The organism is Algoriphagus mannitolivorans DSM 15301, assembly GCF_000429425.1.
GTDB classification, from domain to species: domain Bacteria; phylum Bacteroidota; class Bacteroidia; order Cytophagales; family Cyclobacteriaceae; genus Algoriphagus; species Algoriphagus mannitolivorans.
On record NZ_AUBV01000009.1, the window covers coordinates 26,828 to 45,091 of the forward strand.

Consider the following 18,264-nt stretch of genomic DNA (forward strand, 5'->3'; position numbering starts at 1 on the left):
ACAATTAATCTATGTCTGCGCATTCTACTGCTATAGGAGTAAGCTCTAAAAGAGGCACTTGGGGTGGAGGTAACGAACCCATGAAAGCCAGCTATGGAAAACTCATGATGTGGTTTTTCCTGCTCTCCGACATTTTCACTTTCGCTGCGTTTTTGATCACTTACCTTTCTATTCGGGTGAGTTATCCAGCCTACGCAGGTCCCGCTGAATCATTTGTCGGATCTAATGAATATTGGCCTGTACCAGAATTGGTTTTTGAGGCAGTTCCTTTTCTACATGGAATTCATGCTCCACTAGTCTTCGTCGGTATCATGACGTTCATTTTGATCTCTAGCTCTGTGACCATGGTATTGGCAGTAGAGGCTGGTCATAGAAATGACCGTAATGACGTTGTAAAATGGATGCTTTGGACTATGGTGGGTGGGATCACTTTCCTAGGCTGTCAAGCTTGGGAATGGAGTCACTTCATCCATGGAACTGAGGGTGGCTCAGTGTTGACTTATATCAATAGCTTGGGAAGAGAAGTTACCGAAACAGTATTCGGAGCAAACCTGGTTGTGAATGAATATGGACCTCCTGCATTTGCGCAGCTGTTCTTTTTCATCACAGGATTCCACGGTTTCCACGTGACCATAGGAGTTGTACTACTTTTCTTGGCTTTTTACCAAGCCGCTGTAGGGGTATATGACAAAAGAGGTCACTATGAAATGATCGAAAAAATCGGTCTTTACTGGCACTTCGTTGATTTGGTTTGGGTATTTGTATTTACCTTGTTCTACCTGATTTAAGCTTTAAAAATATTGCAATATGGAAATTCAAGAAAATAAGTCTACGCTTGAGGTAACTCCCAGAAATGAGGAGAAAGTAAAGAAAATCTGGATCACTGCCGGAATTCTTCTTGCAATCACTGTAGCTGAATTTATCATGGCATTTACCATGCCGAGAGGTTTGTTGCTTTATGCCTTGTTCATCATTTTGACTATTTGGAAAGCCAAATACATTATGATGGAATTTATGCACCTTGGTGACGAAGCAAAGTCTTTGTTTTACTCCATCATTGTGCCTTTGATCTTCCTGGTATGGTTGCTGATTGCTCTAGCCAAAGAAGGTACAGAGATCTTCATGATGCGTTGGTAAACCAATCAAAATCCTAAAAAAATGTGGGTTGAGGTGAATCACTTCAACCCTCTTTTTTGTTAGAAAGATATTATGCGAAGTTTGAGAATATTGCAGGGCTTTGTGCTTGTTTGCATTCTGTTGATTCCGGTTCTGATTTTCATGTTTTTGAAAGGATTTGGATCCAATGAGTACGATCTCCCTATTTATTACCAAAACGGTGTAGACAATCCCTTTCAGGAGTGTCCGTCTTCGGATACCACCCAACATTACATTCCTGAATTCTCCTTTGTTAACCAAGAAGGGGCAAAAGTAGGTCGCTCTCAAATGGAGGGGAAAATCACCATCGTGGATTTCTTCTTCACCTCCTGTCCGAGCATCTGCCCGATCATGTCGAAAGAAATGGAGCGGGTGAATGACATGTTCAGGGATGAGGCCGGAGTACAAATCATGTCGATCAGCATTGATCCGGAATACGATACTCCAGAGATTCTCAAAGAATACGCAGATCGTCACAACGCTATTTCAGGAAAATGGCATTTTCTCTCTGGACCCAAGGATGAAACCTACCAGTTAGCTCGTTGCGGATTTGTGATTCCAACAGTGGATGGAAATGGTGTGCCGGATGACTTTGTTCACAGTGATAAGTTTATGCTAATTGATGAGCAAGGAAGAATTCGCGGCTACTACAGCGGAACAAATCGGGAGGAAGTTGACTTATTGATGTTAGAAACCAAAGTCTTATTGCATGGAAAAAAGTAATACGCCCATTCTTCAGAATGAGGGAATAGTCAGGAATTGGATCGTGGGGATTTCCATCGCCATCCCGCTTGCTGTTGCAGTCTTGTTATTTATGCCATCCAAAATCACTGCTTTTGGAGATTGGGTGTATTTTCTCCCCCATCTAAATGCGGTGATGAATTCTGCTGCTTCTCTTGCTTTGATTCTGGCTTTGGTCTTTGTGAAAAGAAAGAATTATACCTACCATGGAGCAATGATGACGGCAGCCTTTGTTCTGGGAGCGATATTTCTGGTATCCTATGTCATCTATCATAGCGCTGCAGAAAGCACCAGCTATGGAGGTACAGGCTTTATTCGGCAGATTTATTATTTCTTATTGATCACGCATATCATTTTCGCAGCCATCGCCTTGCTGCCGATTTTGTTTGCCTATTATTATGGATATACCAACCAAAGGAGAAAACACAGAAATGTGGTTAAATTTGCCTACCCAATCTGGTTGTATGTATCTGTGACTGGAGTGATTGTGTACTTGATGATTGCTCCGTACTATACACATTGATAAGGCTAAAAACCCAAATGAGATGAGATTAAAGTATTGGTTGTTTGTGATTTTGTTTTTCGGAGTTCAGCTCTCCTCTTGGGCTCAATGCGCCATGTGCAGAGCTTCTGTAGAGAATAATGTCAGCAATGGGGACACCAGTATTGGCGCGGGGTTGAATAATGGGATTCTTTACCTGTTCGTCATGCCCTATTTGATGGCTGCAATAATCGGGTATCTTTGGTATCGAACAGCCAAGAAACGAAAGGCCAAACTTTCAATTCGTTAATAGAAATCTAAGCAAAGTTTGATCACAGACTTTGCTTTTTTATTTTTAGATCAAATGAGCCCATCCGCCCGACGACTTCTATTTCTGCTGAGCATCATTTGTTTCCTTATTGTATTGATCCTGAATTTTTTTGTCTTCCAAAAAAGTGATGAGGAAAAATACCTGGAAGCAATTCAGCAAAAAATCCTGAAGGTAGATGAGCAGTTTGACTCCGATTTCATCAATGTGCTGATGAAAGTCAGACCTGAGGAGCCGATCACCTTCACTCAAATCAGCAACCCGGAGCATCAATACCCCATGTTTTTGCTGGACATGGAAAAGGATCTTTTATTCTGGTCTGATTTCACGGTAAATCTGAATTTTTCAGCCATTGATTACTCCAAGGAACTTCAGATGCTGGAAGATCCATTTGGAACATTTCTGATCAAAACCCGGAAAGTAAAAAGAGGGTCCAATGAATATTTTCTGGTTCACGCCTTTCGTCTGATCTGGCCGGGAACTATTGAAAACGACTACCTCAAAACCGGACCGAATCCTGAAATATTTGGCAATGACCGTTTTCAGCTTTTTGTAAATCCTCAGGAAGCAAACCATCAGGTCAAGACCAAAAGCGGTAAAGAAATCTTTGGAATCAATTTTCTACTGGGCTACCAACCTGTGAGTAAAGTTTCCAATTCAGCACTACTCATTTTCATCCTTTCCATTTCCTTATTGTATTTCATTCTCAGCTTTGAGTTTCTGAGGAGAAAATGGAAAAAAGGCTATCGTTGGCAGGCGATAGGCTATGGTGCAGCCTTATTCGTGGTGGTAAGGATTCTGATGATTGCCTTGAATTTCCCGGCTGAATATGTTGAGACGGGATTTTTCAATCCGCTCAACTATGCCTCCTCGTGGTTTAATCCAAGCTTAGGAGATTTATTGATGAATACCCTTGGACTGGTGTTTCTGTTTGGTTTGCTGATTTTTGAGTTGGCTTCCAAAAATACCCTTCAAAAGGCCCAGCGGATCGTTACCCAGCTCAATTCCAGAAATTCCCTAATCATCGTCTTTTTCATCAGCAGCTTGTTCTTTCTGTTGATTTGGTTTCTACCCCGAGATTTGATCTTCAATTCCCAGTGGGTTTTGGATATCCGCTCTATTCCTTCCTTTGATTGGTTTAAAGGGACCAGTTTTATGATCCTTTTCCTTTGGGCGGCAGTGTATGGGCTGTTGACCTTGACACTTTTCAGCATTCTTCTGCAGACTCAGCCCACAAAGGATTTTTACTTTAAATGGGTTTTGATTCTTGGAGTGCCAATCGGTGGAGTATTGTTCTTTTATTCCTTTTGGTTCAGCTTGGCTTGGATGATTCATCTGATTTTCATGCTGACCATCATCCGCTTTGAATTATACCGGAATATTTTCCGCTTAGGATTGGATACCTTTTTGACCTTTTTCTTTGCGAGTTTGCTCTTGGCAGGGGTAATGGGGATTAGTACCTTTCAAACTGAACGTGAGCGTTTGGTCCAGTCCAAGTCCAGATTTGCGACCCAAAACCTGATCGAAAATGACGTCATGACGGAGTTTTTCCTCAGTGATATTTTCGGTCGGCTGAAAAATGATCTTTTTATCCAAAACAGACTTGCAGACCCCTTACTTTCCAAGGATCCGGTGGAGACTAAAATCCGGAAAATCTATCTGGATAATTACTTCGATCAGTTTGAAGTAGTAATCCGGGTTTTCAATTTCTCCGGCCAACAAATATTGGGACCCTTGGAGCGGGTTAGCCTTCAGAGCCTTCAGCAGGAATTCATCAAAAGTGATTTCGCAACAGGGGTAAGAGATCTGTACTTTATCCGAGGCAGGGAGACGGGAGCCAATAAAATGGTTGGATTTGTTCCCATCGTCCGAGAAAACAACCTGCTTGGGACTGTATTCTTTGAGCTGAATCAACTGAGAATTCAGCCAGGAAGTGTTTATCCCAAACTCCTCCTGGACCGAAAGTATGCCGATAAGCTGGAGCCGATCACTTATCCCTACGCAGTTTTCAAAGAAGGCGAATTGCTCCGCAGTTCAGGGGTATTTAACTATTCCCAGGCAGAGTTCCAGAGCCATCTTGAGAGGGAACAACTTTTTGAGATGGGAATCATCAGTATGGGTTACCACCATTATGGAATCCAAAATGGGGAGGAGTTGATCGTGATTTCATCGCCCACTTGGTCTGTGGCTCAGTTTTTCGGGAATATATCCCTGTTTTTTGTGGCCTTTGTGTTTCTGACTTTCCTTTCGATCCTTTTGAATACCTTATTCAAAGGTTATCGAAATTTCGAGTTTAATTACTCCACCAAGCTTCAGCTATATCTGAATTTTGCCTTTTTCTTCCCCATAATCATCATTTCCATTATCACGATTGGGCTGTTGACGGGGAGCTATCAAGATGATCTGAACCGGCAGTATGTTGAAAAAGCCAACCTGATCCGTTTTAATCTGGCCAGTCTGCTGAATAATCAGAATCCTGCCAGCGTGGATCGGGACTTGCTCAATGAAGAAATCAATTCTCTGGCTAATACCGTTGCTAGTGATATCCTGTTTTATACTCCTGAGGGGATTCTGGAGTCAACCAACCGGCCCAATATCTTTGACAAAAAAATCCTTTCCCATCTGATCAATCCGGTGGCCATGGGGGGAATCAAGGAGCAAAACCAAATTGAGCTTTTGCTTCAGGAAAAGATCGGGAATCTACGATACCAAACGGTGTATTTGGGCATTCCCTCCCAGTTTGATCAGTCCATTTCCGGGATTTTGGCGGTTCCGTTTTTTGAATCGGAGACAGAGCTCAATTCCCTGATCGCGGATGTTCTGAGCAATATCTTCAATGCTTTTGTAGTCATTTTTATCCTGTTTCTGATTGTTTCGAGCTTTGTTTCGCGCAATCTGACGCTTCCTTTTAAAATTCTGACGCAAAAGTTGAAAGCGACCAATCTGGAAAATAACGAGCCGATGTATTGGGCGGCCAAGGATGAAATCGGCTTGCTGGTCAACGAATACAACAACATGCTCTATAAGCTGGAAGCCAGTAAGAAAGTCCTTGCTTCCACAGAAAAGGAGTCAGCCTGGAAGGAAATGGCCAAGCAGGTAGCCCATGAAATCAAAAACCCTCTGACCCCGATGAAGCTGACTTTGCAACATCTGATCCGGCTGGAGCATGAGGGTAAATTGGAGGATAAAGAAAAGCTCAAAAAATCCTTGGAAACCCTTATTCACCAAGTAGATGCCTTGAGTGGAATTGCTTCATCCTTTTCCACTTTTGCCAAAATGCCGCTTCCTAAAAATGAGCGGATGAACTATAAGGCGGTTATCCTGAAAGTCCTTGACCTCTTTCAGAATGACAAGCGGGTCAATTTGGAGTTTCGGGATGATTCCTACACCGATACCATTCCGATTATGGGAGATGACAAGCTCTTTGGTCGGGTGATCGCCAATTTGATCATCAACGGAATCCAGGCGGTAGAACCGAACGTGACCCCTCATATCAAAGTATGGCTTTGGATGACCGAGCAGGCGGTGTTTTTGGAAATATCCGATAACGGGAAAGGAATCCCTCCCGAACTCAAGGACAAGATTTTTATTCCGAATTTCAGTACCAAATCCCAGGGTTCCGGCCTTGGACTGGCGATAGCAAAAAGCGGAGTAGAGACCGCAGGAGGTAAAATTTGGTTTGAGACCGAAGTAGGAAAGGGGACTACCTTTTATCTGACTTTCCCATTGGTCGAATAGTTTTCGGTTTTTAGTACCTTAGCCCAAAAGCACCGTTCCCGAATGCGCTTGAGGTTTCTGTTCCTGTTTTTATTTTTTGGTTTGGCCTCCGTCCAGGCGCAGGAAAAGTGTCGATGGTATCCCAAGACTGAGCTTGAGCAGGCCTTTATTTTGGACTCCTTGTCAGCCTTGGAGTCTAGTATCCGAATTTTGGACCGGGATGGAAATGCTTACCCTTTTACCTATAATCTCTCCTCCAGAAAACTCCAAGTAATCTTTGAAGGAGAAGCCCGACCGGATTCCCTTCAGATTTGCTACCGAACTTTGGGGGCTCAGTTGGATAGAACCTTGGCCAAAAGAACACTTCTGGTGGACTACGATTCCGGAGCCATGTTCAAGGACAACCGGATCAAAGCCACTCCCGAGCTCGATATCCGGGAGGAGCTTTTTCCCAGTAATACGCTTTATAAAACCGGAAGCTTAACTCGGGGAGTGTCTTTTGGCAATACCCAAAATGTGTTTGTGAACTCTGCCCTGAATCTTCAATTAGAAGGAGATATTGGGGAAAATCTAAAAATCCGTGCTTCCATTACGGATCAGAATGTTCCTTTTCAACCGGAAGGGAATACCCAGCAAATCCAAGATTTTGACAATGTCCTGATCGAGCTTTACAACGAGGATTTTTCACTGGCAGCGGGTGATGTTGTGCTGCAGCAGCGGCAATCGGAGTTTTTGAGGTATTACAAAAACGTCCAAGGTCTGCAATTCACTTCCAACTATGGCTTGAAAAACAATTGGGAGGCCAGCAGCCAGGCCTTTGCTTCAGTGGCTAAAGGGAAGTTTGCTTCTATCCAGGTTCCGATTTTGGAAGGGGTGTTGGGACCCTATCGGCTCAATGGTCCTCAGGGAGAGCGATTCGTAGTAGTCATGGCCAATTCCGAACGGGTATTTTTGGATGGCCGGCAGCTTCAACGTGGCTTCAATGCGGATTATGTGATTGACTACAACCAGGCTGAAATCACCTTTGCCCCAAGAGTGCTAATCACCCAGTATTCCCGGGTTAGAGTGGATTTTGAATATGCAGAGCGCAACTATTCCCGGTCCATTTTGGGGGCTAATCATCTTCAAACCAATGGGAAGGTGGACTTTTATTTGAATTATTACCAGGAAAAGGACAATCGAAACCAACCCCTGTTCACTGAATTTTCACCTGCGGAGCAGGCGCTATTGGCAGGGGTAGGAGACCAGACTGACCTTGCTACTATTCCAAGAATTGACTCGGTGGCCTTTGATCCTACCCGTATTCTGTATGAAAAAGTAATGGAACAGGATGCCGCAGGGAACACTCTTGTTTTTTATCGATACTCCACAGATCCTGAAAAAGCCCATTTCATCCTGTCCTTTTCTCAAGTGGGTGCAGGGCAAGGAGATTATAGGAAGAGCCGGCAACTGGCCAATGGAACCGTCTTTGAATATGTTCCAAGAGTAGGAGGGCTGTCTCAGGGCGATTATTCCATTTTGACTCAATTGCCCGCTCCTGATTCCAAGCGAATGATCACGGCAGGATCGAGGGTCAAATTGGGGGGACATGAGAAAGTATATACCGAGGTGGCACTTTCTTCGGTCGATAAAAATCTCTTCTCCAGTGTGGAAGACGAAGACAATGCCGGCTTGGGTTGGAAGCTGGGCTTGCAATCCGAAAACCGAGAGCTGTCTTGGCTAAAAGGTTATACTTTCAAAGGACAGACGGAAATCGAATACAACTCTATCAATTTCAGTTTTATTGACCGTCTTCGGTACATAGAATTTGATCGGGACTGGGGTCTGAATACGCAAGATTTGCAGAAAGCTGCCGCCGAACGATTTTTTTGGACTCAAGTCCAGCTGGAGAAAGATTCCAGAAACAATTTCTTGTACAAGGTTTATCTCAGAAATAGAGAGGAAAAACTCACCGGTACCCAACACTTGGCGACTTGGAATACGGAACTGGGAAGAAGATTTCGCTTACGTCAGGAGTTTTTCAATCTGAATGCAGAGGTAGATTCTTCGCGAAATCAATGGACTAGATATCTGGGGAATTTCAGCTATATCGGGAAAGTATTTGTCCCAGGATATCAATTCTCTTTGGATCAGAATGAAGTCATAAACAGCCGAAATGATTCAATCCTGAGCACGGCGATGAATTTCAAAGAGCACAAGTTTTTCCTTCAAAACAATGACAGCCTGAAGGTTCAATTCTTGGCGGATGTGGCTTGGAGAAAAGATAAATTCCCGATTTCCGGTGTTTTGGAGGATTACACGGATGCTTTGACATCTAATTTTTCATTGAGAAAACAATGGACTAAGCATAGCCTTACTGGCACATTTACCTACCGGGAATTGGAATACCTGCATCAGGATTTACCCAGAGAGCTGACCGTTTTGAGCAAGGTTGATTACTCAGGAAGTTTGGGAAAAAATCTGATCCGAAACGAAATCAGTTATGCCATCGGAAACGGGCGGGAATTGCAGCGGGAATATGTCTTTCTTCCTGCCCCAAATGGAGACGGGACCCATACCTGGAGAGATGACAATGGGGATGGAATCCAGCAATTGAATGAGTTCTATCTGGCTCTCAATCCCGAGGAAAAGCTGTATATCAAGATTTTTGTGCCGACAGACACCTATGTCGAGGCTTATACGACTTTGTTGAATTATAGAATTCAGGGTAGGTTTCCAGAACCTTGGAAGGAAGATGGAGGCATCAAGTCATTCCTGTACCGTTTTTCCAATACCTCCAGCCTGAGTGTGGAGAAAAAGGTCACTTCTGATGAGTTTGGAGACCGGATTAATCCCTTTATAGGGTCCATCGGCAGAGAACAGATTTTATCCCTTCGTCAGGTGATTCGGACAAGCTTCTTTTTCAATCGTGCCTCAGCGGTGTATGGGTTTGATTTGTCCCTCTTCGACTCCCAGCTGAAACAATTACTCTCAGGAGGATTTGAGGATCAGATTCAGCAGGAATGGAAACTCAATACCCGATATAGTTTTAATCCCCGAGCCACCTTGAGGCTATTGGGAAGTGTGGGCGAGCGAGTTTCTGCTTCGGATTTTCTTGAAAATCGAAATTATGCATTGGATGTTTTTTCTCTGGGACCAGAATTTGCCTTTCAGCCGACACCCTATTTCCGTGCAACAGGCTCTTACCTTTTCACCGGAAAAGAAAATACTCAAAACATGGAGTTTCGGGAGCAGTCTCAATTGCATCAGATAGGTCTGGATTTACGATTTGCAAAAGCACTAAAAACCACCCTGAATGGAAATCTGAAATTGATCCAGATTGATTACAATGGGCAGGTAAATTCCCCCGTAGGCTACGAAATGCTCCAGGCCTTGACTCCTGGGACCAATGTCACCTGGTCACTCAACTGGCTTCAAAAGATCGGCGAGGGGCTTCAGCTGAATATGGTGTATGAAGGAAGAAATTCCGAAGGCCTAAATCGGGTAGTCCACATCGGTAGAATGCAAGTCTCGGCGCTGTTTTGATAAAAAAATGTAACTTTGCTAAAGCTAGATAGTTGTCATACTAACTATTAAAACACGAAACAAATGCCAAAAAGTATCCTGGTTACAGGAGGTACCAAAGGGATAGGGAAAGCGATCGTGGAACGCTTCGCAAAAGAAGGGTTTGACATCTTCACCTGTTCAAGGAATGCGCACGATTTGGATCTTTTGAAATCCAAGTTGGAAAAAGAAAATATTGGTATCCAGGTTTTTACCAGCGTGGCCGATCTTTCCAATAAAGAAGAAGTGGACAGGTTTTCCCAGGAAGTAAAATCCCTCGGGATTCCGGATGTCTTGGTGAATAATACAGGAGTATTCCTTCCCGGTGCATTGCATGATGAGCCGGAAGGTAACTTTGAATTCATCATGCAAACCAATCTTTACTCAGCCTACTACCTGACCCGGGCATTTGTCAAGGAAATGATGGCACGTAAATCCGGGCATATTTTCAGCATGGGTTCGATTGCAGGTTTGACCGCTTATCCCAATGGAGGGAGTTATGCTGTCTCCAAATGGGCCATGCTTGGAATGACCAAGTGCTTGAGAGAAGAATTGAAGCCTCATCAGGTAAAGGTGACCTCAATCCTTCCCGGAGCTACCTTTACAGACAGTTGGGCGGGAGCTGGAATTCCAGAGGAACGTTTCATGAAACCTGAAGATGTAGCCGAAAGCGTATGGGGCGCTTATAACCTTTCCCCGTTTTCTGTTGTTGAAGAATTAATTATACGCCCACAATTGGGAGACCTATAAACTATGGAGTCCTTGATCAAATCCCTTGATTCCCTGTATTGCGACAGTTTGACGCAATATTCCCGTCGAAAGACCATCCCTGTTCACGTAGGAGATGTAGTCATCGGTGGGGCAAATCCAATCGTGGTGCAATCCATGACCACTGTGGATACCATGGATACCAAAGGTTCTGTGGAGCAATGTATCCGGATGATCGAATCGGGCTGTGAATTGATCCGAATCACCGCTCCTTCGATTAAAGAGGCAGAGAATCTTAGGAATATCAAGGCAGAACTTCGCAAAAGAGGATACCAAACTCCCTTGGTAGCGGATATACACTTTACTCCCAATGCAGCCGAACTGGCCGCTCAGATCGTGGAGAAAGTGCGAATCAATCCCGGTAATTATGCCGACAAGAAGAAATTTGAGGTCATCGAATATACAGATGCCAGCTATGCTGAAGAGCTAGAACGTATCCGTGATCGGTTTTTGCCTTTGGTGAAGCTTTGCAAGGAAAATGGAACTGCCATGCGGATTGGTACCAATCACGGTTCCCTTTCCGACCGGATCATGAGCCGATATGGAGATACTCCTTTGGGGATGGTGGAGTCCGCCTTGGAGTTTTTGAGAATTTGCGAGGATGAAAATTACCATGAGATTGTCATCTCCATGAAGTCTTCCAATACTCAGGTGATGGTACAGGCTTACCGATTGCTGGTGCAAAAGTTGAATGAGGGTGGGTTCAAGCCTTATCCTTTGCACTTGGGTGTGACAGAGGCCGGAGAAGCTGAAGATGGCAGAATCAAGTCCGCTGTTGGAATCGGAACTTTGCTGGAAGATGGATTAGGAGATACGGTTCGGGTTTCTTTGACCGAAGATCCGGAGTTTGAAGCTCCTGTGGCCAGAGCGCTGATTGATCGATATACCCATCGTGAAGGCCATGCATCCATTAAGGACATTCAAAAATATCCTATCAACCCATTCGAATACAATAAGCGTCAAGTCGCTGAGATCTATAATTTCGGAGGCCACAATGTCCCCCGTGTGATTGCGGATATTTCCAAAATCGAAAAAGTTACTGACCGGGAAATGAAAGCGGTGGGTCATTTTTATTTGCCAGAACTGGACAAATGGAAAATGAATGACCAGGGAAGTGACTTTGTATTTACTGGAGCCAATCCGATTCCTTTCATGCTTCCAAATGGGATGAAAGAAATCCAAAACTTTTCTGTGTGGCAGCAAGCTCCAGACCAGTTGAACAAGTTTCCTCTTTTCTCTTTGGAAGAATTCAAGAAGAGCAATCTGTTTCATGCTGAAATTAATTTTCTGGAAGTATTCGATACGGAAATTGAGCAAGCGATAAAAGCAGTGGAGGGAAGAAATGACACCGCTCTGATTCTCAAGACAGCCAATGCCCATGCCATGCCTGCTTTAAGAAGGGCTTTTGTTAGCCTAATTGAAGCAAAATCTACTATTCCGGTGGTGGTGAAAGTCAGCTATCCTGAGCAAACAGCAGATATGACGATGCTCTACTCTGCGACAGACGTGGGTGGTTTGTTGGTAGATGGATTAGGCGATGGGATTATGATTTCTTTGGAAAAAGAAGGTGAACATTCCCGTCAGGAAATACTGGATCAAATCAAGCTTCACAATTCGGTGAGTTTCGGAGTGCTTCAGGCCGCGAGAACCCGTATGTCCAAGACTGAATACATTTCATGCCCTTCCTGTGGCAGAACGCTCTTTGACCTGCAAGAAACCACTGCCATGATCCGTAAGCGCACCGACCATCTGAAAGGAGTAAAAATCGGAATCATGGGTTGTATTGTAAATGGTCCTGGAGAGATGGCCGATGCAGACTATGGGTATGTCGGCTCAGGAAAAGGAAAAATTACACTCTACAAAGGCAAAGAAGTGGTCAAACGCTCGGTTCCTTCCGATAGAGCAGTCGATGAACTTATTGAAATCATCCGGGAAGACGGGATGTGGAATGAACCGGAGACTATTTGAAGTTTAAAGTTTAAAATGAAAAGTTAAGAATTGGGATGAGATCCCAGAATTTTCAGAATTATGTCAGAAAAAAATAAAGTTCAGGAATTCTTCAAGTTGGGTGAAGTTGGGAATTATTTCGTGCGGGTGTTTCAGAAGCCTGACCCTGACAAGCCTTCCAACTTCAACTTGAGAATGATGCACGGGATCAACAAGATCTCCATCTTGATATTTCTCTTTGCTTTGATCGTATGGACCATCAAGAGATTTCTGTGAGGGGATTATTTCCCTGAAAATCATTGAAGGTAAGGTTCCAAATCAATTTTTTGAAGGCCTTCAAATTTTGCGACCAATACGCCTTCTGGATTGATTAGGAAAGTTGTGGGCATAGAGACCAGATTGAAAATCTGAAAATATCCCACCCCATTATTGATCAATTGAATTTGTGGTTGGTATTTTTCTAGATCAGATTTCAAGTTTTCAGAATAGGAAAATATAGCGAAAGCATTGAGTGCTGTCTGTTTTTTCGCTTTCAAAACACTTTGGTAAAGTCCCTCAAATTGTTCTTTGGATAAGTTTTGGACAGAATTTCTGAAATACAAAACAACCCAATTCCCTTTTAGATCCTCGTGATTGATCTCTTCATTTTCCAGAGTTTTAAAATAGAATTCAGGAAAGTGTTCCCCTATTTTTGGCTGTAATTCTCGATTCCGAGTGGTTTTCTTGAAAGGGTCGTTGGGATCAAAATAATATTTTTCTACCTGCCCATATTTATTATAAACTGCCTCTACCGTAAAATTTGGAATTTCCTCACGGAGCTTCATTAATTCAGCAGTAGTCATTAATTGATCCGTATTTTTCCAGTAGAGAATATTATCAAATGAAACTGTAGAATAGGAATATCCGGTTTTTGTGATTTCTTGGCCTAAAGAAATGGAAGTGTGGACCAGAAAGTAAAATACAATTAGGGGTAGGATTCTCATGATTTTGAAAAACTAATTTTTCAAAAATATATTTTTTAGTTAAAAATCATTCTGGAGCTCGTGGATTTTTTTAGAACTGATAGTTTGGATGGTCAAGAGTGAATTTTTGAGACTAAGGTCTATTTACCAAGAACCATAGACATTAATACATCAATCCCACACGAAATACAAAGCTGTGGAATAAACTTGCCGTTTCACTGACGGAGTGGAATCCCGGAGGAAGAAGCCCTTCACTTCTAGGCGTTATTGTAGTCCTCTGGTCCAATTGCCCCCAGAAATAGGAAAGTTCCTGGCGCTTGTAAGCAAAAGTCATACTTAGAGAAGCTTTTCCTTTTCTGGAGGGAAAGCGGAATCCCGCCATTGGACTGAACAATAAACCTCCTTCATACCAGCTTTTTGACCATTCGGTTTCTTCTTTTTTCTCTAAAAGCATAGACCCTGCTCCCAGATCCAATCCTCCAAAAAGCTGTGCCTTTCCCTCTTTTCCCAAAAATCCCCGATATCCCATAGCAATGGGAATGACTGACAGATAATCGTATCGGTCTAAACCCACTGAAAATCCAATCACATTTTTGGAATTGATCCTTGCCCCGTGGAAGGACTGGAAGCTCAATCCTATTCTTTTTTGATGCTTTCCTTCCCAGTCTTCTCCACTTTTCCCAAGCATAAATCCCAGTTCAGTTTGGCTGTAAAACATCTTTTCCTGCGCCAAACCTTTGACACAGGAAAAGTAAAGTCCGATCAATAGACAGAGAATTTTTCTCATTTCGTGCATCATTTAATTGATGATCACCGGGTTTTTGACCTGAATACAGCTCAGTTTTTTCAGTTGGGCAGGCTTACTGTAATCAAACTGGCAGACTCCATCCGGACCAATCACAATCAGGGATTTTGGTCCGGGGATCAAATCGACGGATTTCATGGATTTTAGAAATTCCAATTGGTTTTGATCGATTTTCATCACGTCGCTTACATTGAAGCTTTTTAGCCCGTGCTGCCCTTCGGCCAAATAGAGGTAATTCCCGGCCAATCCCAGCCCATGTGGATTGAGCATGGTATAGGCTTTTACCAAAACTGGTTTGTAGGGATCCTTGATGTCCACAACTTGTAATTCGTTGACTCCATTCCAGCAGGTGTTGCCGGTTCTCAAGGTCACAAACGCGTGGTTTTCGTTGACCACTACCGGGTCACAGGCCAGCACATGTTCAAAAACAGACATGCGGGTAGGAGAGCTGGGTGTGGAGGCATCGTAAATATGCATTCCGCGGTTAGAGCCAATAAAAAGTTTATTTTGAAAAGGAAAAATAGTCTCTATTCCCCAGCCTAAGTCCACTGGCTTGATGAATTTTGGATCTTTGGCGTCTTTCACATCAAAAACCCGCAGGGTACTTTGATCTACGGCATAAAGATGGGCATTCATCAAAGTAAATCGGGCCAAGGAACCGCCCATGCCATAGCTTTGCGAAGCAGCTGAAAAATTAGCCCGAAAACTCATGTCGGACAGCATTAGCCAGCCAGTTCCCGGTCTTCCTCCCCAGGTAGGACTTTCTGTAGTAATGACTGTATCCTTGAAAGTAACTATCTGTCCTGTCTGTTGGGTATATTGACTGGCAAATACATCTTCCACCCGCTTGATCAGCTGAATATTTCTCAAATTGCTTATGTCAAAAACCAAGAGGTCAGCATAGTTATCGGCGTAGAGCATGTTGTTGTTGACCGCCAAGTCGATGTTCCCTTCTATGGGGATAAAGCTCAGGTTAACCGGGTTGGATGGATTGGTGTTATCCAGAATGTGAATTCCTTTCGTAGGCTCATTGATCAGCAGATAATCGCCATAAATGTAGATTTTTCCGGGATTATCCAGAGGTTGTGGGGGTTCTGGGGCAATCAGTCTGGCCCGGACATCACTCATTTCCAGATAGACTGGTAGCATAGTCCGGTAAGTGTAGGTGTTGGTGATCTGATCCTCGCAGGCTGAAAAAACAAGCAGGAGGCCAATCACTACCAGTGAAAGAATAGGTGCGGTTTTAGTTTTCATGATCTAGGTTTTTTGGTTGAAGGTTAAAAAATCATTTTTCCCTGAACGATGACTTAGTGAAAGATGCTACAAAAGTCTTTGACTTTTAATTCTCTGGCTGACTTTTATCATGAAAATCCCCCCGTGAGATCATATTTATCCAGTTTGGAATTGGGTAAGTTTAATAAGCTCTTTTGAGAATAAACCCAAAACAAATGGAAGATAGAATTATTTCCTTTGCGAAGCTTGGAATAGGGGACATCGCACAGGTAGGGGGTAAGAATGCCTCTCTTGGTGAAATGTTCCAAAAACTGAACCCTTTGGGAATTCGGATTCCCGAGGGCTTTGCGGTGACTGCAGCAGCTTATCGTGAGTTTATCGATCATAACCAGCTGAAGGAATTTATTGCAAACCAATTGGCTTCCTTGGACTTGGTTCACTTTTCCAACCTTCGCAAAGTTTCTTCTTCCATTAAAACCAAGATTCTAAAAGGGGAGCTGCCCAAAGAACTTGTGGAGGAGGTATTGCAGGCCTATCATACCCTAGTACCGAATCTTCCTAACCCAGATGTGGCTGTAAGAAGCAGTGCGACTGCGGAAGATCTTCCGGGGGCAAGTTTTGCGGGTTTGCATGAATCTTTTTTGAATATCAAAGGAAAAGAAAGCCTACTCCGAGCGGTAAAATCCTGCTTCGCCTCTTTGTATAATGGACGGGCAATCAAATACCGACATGATAAGGGGTTCGATAAATTCGATATCGCTTTATCTGTCGGAGTTCAGCGGATGGTTCGGGCGGACTTGGCGTGCAGTGGGGTAAGTTTTTCCATAGAGCCTGAGTCAGGCTTTGAGAATGCGGTTTTGATCACCGGTTGCTGGGGATTAGGGGAAAATATCGTCCAGGGCGCCGTGATTCCGGATGAGTTTTTGGTTTTCAAACCTTCCCTGGGAAAGGGTGAAAAGTCCGTGATTTCTCAAAAAATCGGTTCTAAGACCAAAACCATGGTTTATGCAAAAAGTGGAGGCGTATTGAACAAAAATACCCCAAAAACCAAGCAGGTCCAGTTTGTGCTCCAAGAAAAGGAAGTAGAACTGCTTGGAAAATGGTCAGTGGCCATTGAAAAGCACTATGGACTACCCATGGATATTGAGTGGGCCAAGGATGGGAAATCCGGGGAACTCTTTATCGTCCAGGCTAGACCCGAAACAGTGCATTCGGAAAAAGACCCTTTCAAACTCAAAGAATATTCTCTTACCGAATCCGGTAAAATCCTGTCCACCGGGTATGCCATAGGCTCGGGAATTACAGCGGGGAAGATTAAAATTCTCCATTCTCCTGAGGAAGCGGAAAAGCTCAATGAAGGTGAAATCCTTTTGACCGAAATCACCAATCCCGACTGGGATCCTATCATGGAAAAAGCCGCCGCCATCATCACCACCAAAGGCGGGCGAACCAGCCACGCCGCAATAGTCGCGCGTGAAATGGGTGCGCTGGCAATTGTAGGGGCTGAAAATGCCTTGGAAAACCTTCGGAACGGGCAGCTGGTGACGATCGATAACTCCAGTGGAAAAATGGGAACCGTCTATTCCGGAAAGCTTAATTGGAAAGTTATGGAACATGATTTCAAAGGACTAAAACTTCCCAAGACACAACCGATGTTCATTTTGGCAGATCCTGAGAAAGCCTTCAACCTTTCCTTTTTTCCAAATCAGGGGGTAGGACTGATGCGAATGGAATTTGTAGTCAGCAAAAGCATTCGGATTCATCCCATGGCTCTGGTTCATTTTGATCAAGTAAAAGACAGAAAGGAAAAGGCGGAGATCAAAAGACTTTGTCAGGGGTATTCAGACAAGCGGGAATATTTTGTTGACAAGCTATCCCAGGCACTTGCGACCATTTCTGCTGCTTTTTATCCTAAAGATGTGATCCTTAGAATGAGTGATTTCAAGTCCAATGAATACGCCAATCTTCTGGGAGGAAGGCAGTTTGAGTTGGAGGAAGAAAACCCTATGATTGGTTTTCGGGGAGCATCAAGATATGATCATGAGCGCTATCGTGAAGGATTTGAGCTGGAATGCCAAGCCGTGAAGCGGGTTAGGGAGGATATGGGGATGGAAAATCTTAAAGTGATGATCCCCTTTTGCCGAACTCCAGAGGAAGGGAAAAAGGTCATTGGCCTGATGGACTCCCTCGGACTTAAGCAAGGAAAGAAAGGTCTGGAAATCTATGTCATGGCAGAGATCCCGTCCAACGTGATCTTGGCCAAGGAATTCGCCCAGATTTTCGATGGCTTTTCCATAGGTTCCAATGATTTGACCCAGCTGACTTTGGGAGTTGACCGGGATTCGGAGGTGCTAAGCGAACTTTTTGATGAAAATAATCCGGCCGTAAAATGGATGATCAGCGAGGTTATTCGAGTGGCCAAAAAGGAAGGGAAGAAAATCGGGCTTTGTGGTCAGGCACCCAGCGATAATCCGGCATTTGCCAAATTCCTCATTCAGGAAGGAATCGATAGTATCTCCTTTAATCCAGATGCTTTATTGAAGGGCATTGAAAATATGATCCAAGCAGAGTCCAAAAAATAAAT

General features: G+C 43.7%; 14 protein-coding genes. 11 read left to right on the top strand and 3 right to left on the bottom strand.

Annotated features, from left to right (window positions below; translation table 11 throughout):
* The first annotated feature begins 11 nt into the window (after positions 1–11).
* The 10 genes from G458_RS0111365 to G458_RS0111410 all read left to right on the top strand — a co-directional run bounded on the left by G458_RS0111365 (position 12) and on the right by G458_RS0111410 (position 12,956).
* Positions 12–788 carry a cytochrome c oxidase subunit 3 gene (locus G458_RS0111365; protein ID WP_026952024.1) on the top strand — a complete coding sequence of 259 codons (777 nt, stop codon included), beginning with the start codon at positions 12–14 and terminating at the stop codon, positions 786–788.
* 19 nt (positions 789–807) lie between these two features.
* Complete coding sequence (locus G458_RS0111370) at positions 808–1,137, top strand: cytochrome C oxidase subunit IV family protein (protein WP_026952025.1); 330 nt, start codon at positions 808–810, stop codon at positions 1,135–1,137.
* Positions 1,138–1,209: 72 nt separating this feature from the next.
* Positions 1,210–1,878 carry an SCO family protein gene (locus G458_RS0111375; protein ID WP_026952026.1) on the top strand — a complete coding sequence of 223 codons (669 nt, stop codon included), beginning with the start codon at positions 1,210–1,212 and terminating at the stop codon, positions 1,876–1,878.
* A complete protein-coding gene (locus tag G458_RS0111380) occupies positions 1,865–2,419 on the top strand; it encodes a DUF420 domain-containing protein (RefSeq protein WP_026952027.1) in 555 nt (184 codons plus the stop codon). Before G458_RS0111375 ends, G458_RS0111380 begins: the two co-directional genes overlap by 14 nt.
* A 22-nt stretch (positions 2,420–2,441) precedes the next feature.
* Positions 2,442–2,687 (top strand): hypothetical protein, encoded by a 246-nt coding sequence (locus tag G458_RS0111385; protein ID WP_026952028.1) that lies wholly within the window; start codon positions 2,442–2,444, stop codon positions 2,685–2,687.
* A 54-nt stretch (positions 2,688–2,741) separates the two neighbouring features.
* Positions 2,742–6,443: an ATP-binding protein gene (locus tag G458_RS0111390; RefSeq protein ID WP_026952029.1), complete on the top strand. Its 3,702-nt coding sequence runs from the start codon at positions 2,742–2,744 to the stop codon at positions 6,441–6,443.
* A gap of 42 nt (positions 6,444–6,485) precedes the next feature.
* Complete coding sequence (locus G458_RS0111395; protein WP_051287195.1) at positions 6,486–9,947, top strand: hypothetical protein; 3,462 nt, start codon at positions 6,486–6,488, stop codon at positions 9,945–9,947.
* A gap of 63 nt (positions 9,948–10,010) precedes the next feature.
* Positions 10,011–10,715, top strand: coding sequence for an SDR family NAD(P)-dependent oxidoreductase (locus G458_RS0111400; protein WP_026952031.1), 705 nt, complete (start codon positions 10,011–10,013; stop codon positions 10,713–10,715).
* A 3-nt stretch (positions 10,716–10,718) separates the two neighbouring features.
* Complete coding sequence (gene ispG, locus G458_RS0111405; protein ID WP_026952032.1) at positions 10,719–12,701, top strand: (E)-4-hydroxy-3-methylbut-2-enyl-diphosphate synthase; 1,983 nt, start codon at positions 10,719–10,721, stop codon at positions 12,699–12,701.
* A gap of 60 nt (positions 12,702–12,761) precedes the next feature.
* Positions 12,762–12,956: a DUF6728 family protein gene (locus G458_RS0111410; protein WP_026952033.1), complete on the top strand. Its 195-nt coding sequence runs from the start codon at positions 12,762–12,764 to the stop codon at positions 12,954–12,956.
* A 20-nt stretch (positions 12,957–12,976) separates the two neighbouring features.
* Here G458_RS0111410 and G458_RS0111415 read toward each other — a convergent pair whose 3' ends face one another.
* From G458_RS0111415 to G458_RS0111425, 3 genes are all read right to left on the bottom strand, one after another.
* A complete protein-coding gene (locus G458_RS0111415; protein WP_026952034.1) occupies positions 12,977–13,663 on the bottom strand; it encodes a TlpA family protein disulfide reductase in 687 nt (228 codons plus the stop codon).
* Positions 13,664–13,805: 142 nt separating this feature from the next.
* Positions 13,806–14,429 (bottom strand): hypothetical protein, encoded by a 624-nt coding sequence (locus tag G458_RS0111420; protein ID WP_157359759.1) that lies wholly within the window; start codon positions 14,427–14,429, stop codon positions 13,806–13,808.
* 12 nt (positions 14,430–14,441) lie between these two features.
* The gene (locus G458_RS0111425) at positions 14,442–15,701 is read right to left on the bottom strand and encodes an LVIVD repeat-containing protein (protein ID WP_026952036.1); all 1,260 of its coding nucleotides are present in this window, start codon (positions 15,699–15,701) and stop codon (positions 14,442–14,444) included.
* Between the two features lie 194 nt (positions 15,702–15,895).
* Here G458_RS0111425 and ppsA point away from each other — a divergent pair, with 194 nt between their 5' ends.
* Entirely contained in the window at positions 15,896–18,262 is a 2,367-nt protein-coding gene (gene ppsA / locus G458_RS0111430; protein WP_026952037.1) for a phosphoenolpyruvate synthase, read from the top strand.
* The last annotated feature ends 2 nt before the right edge of the window (positions 18,263–18,264 follow it).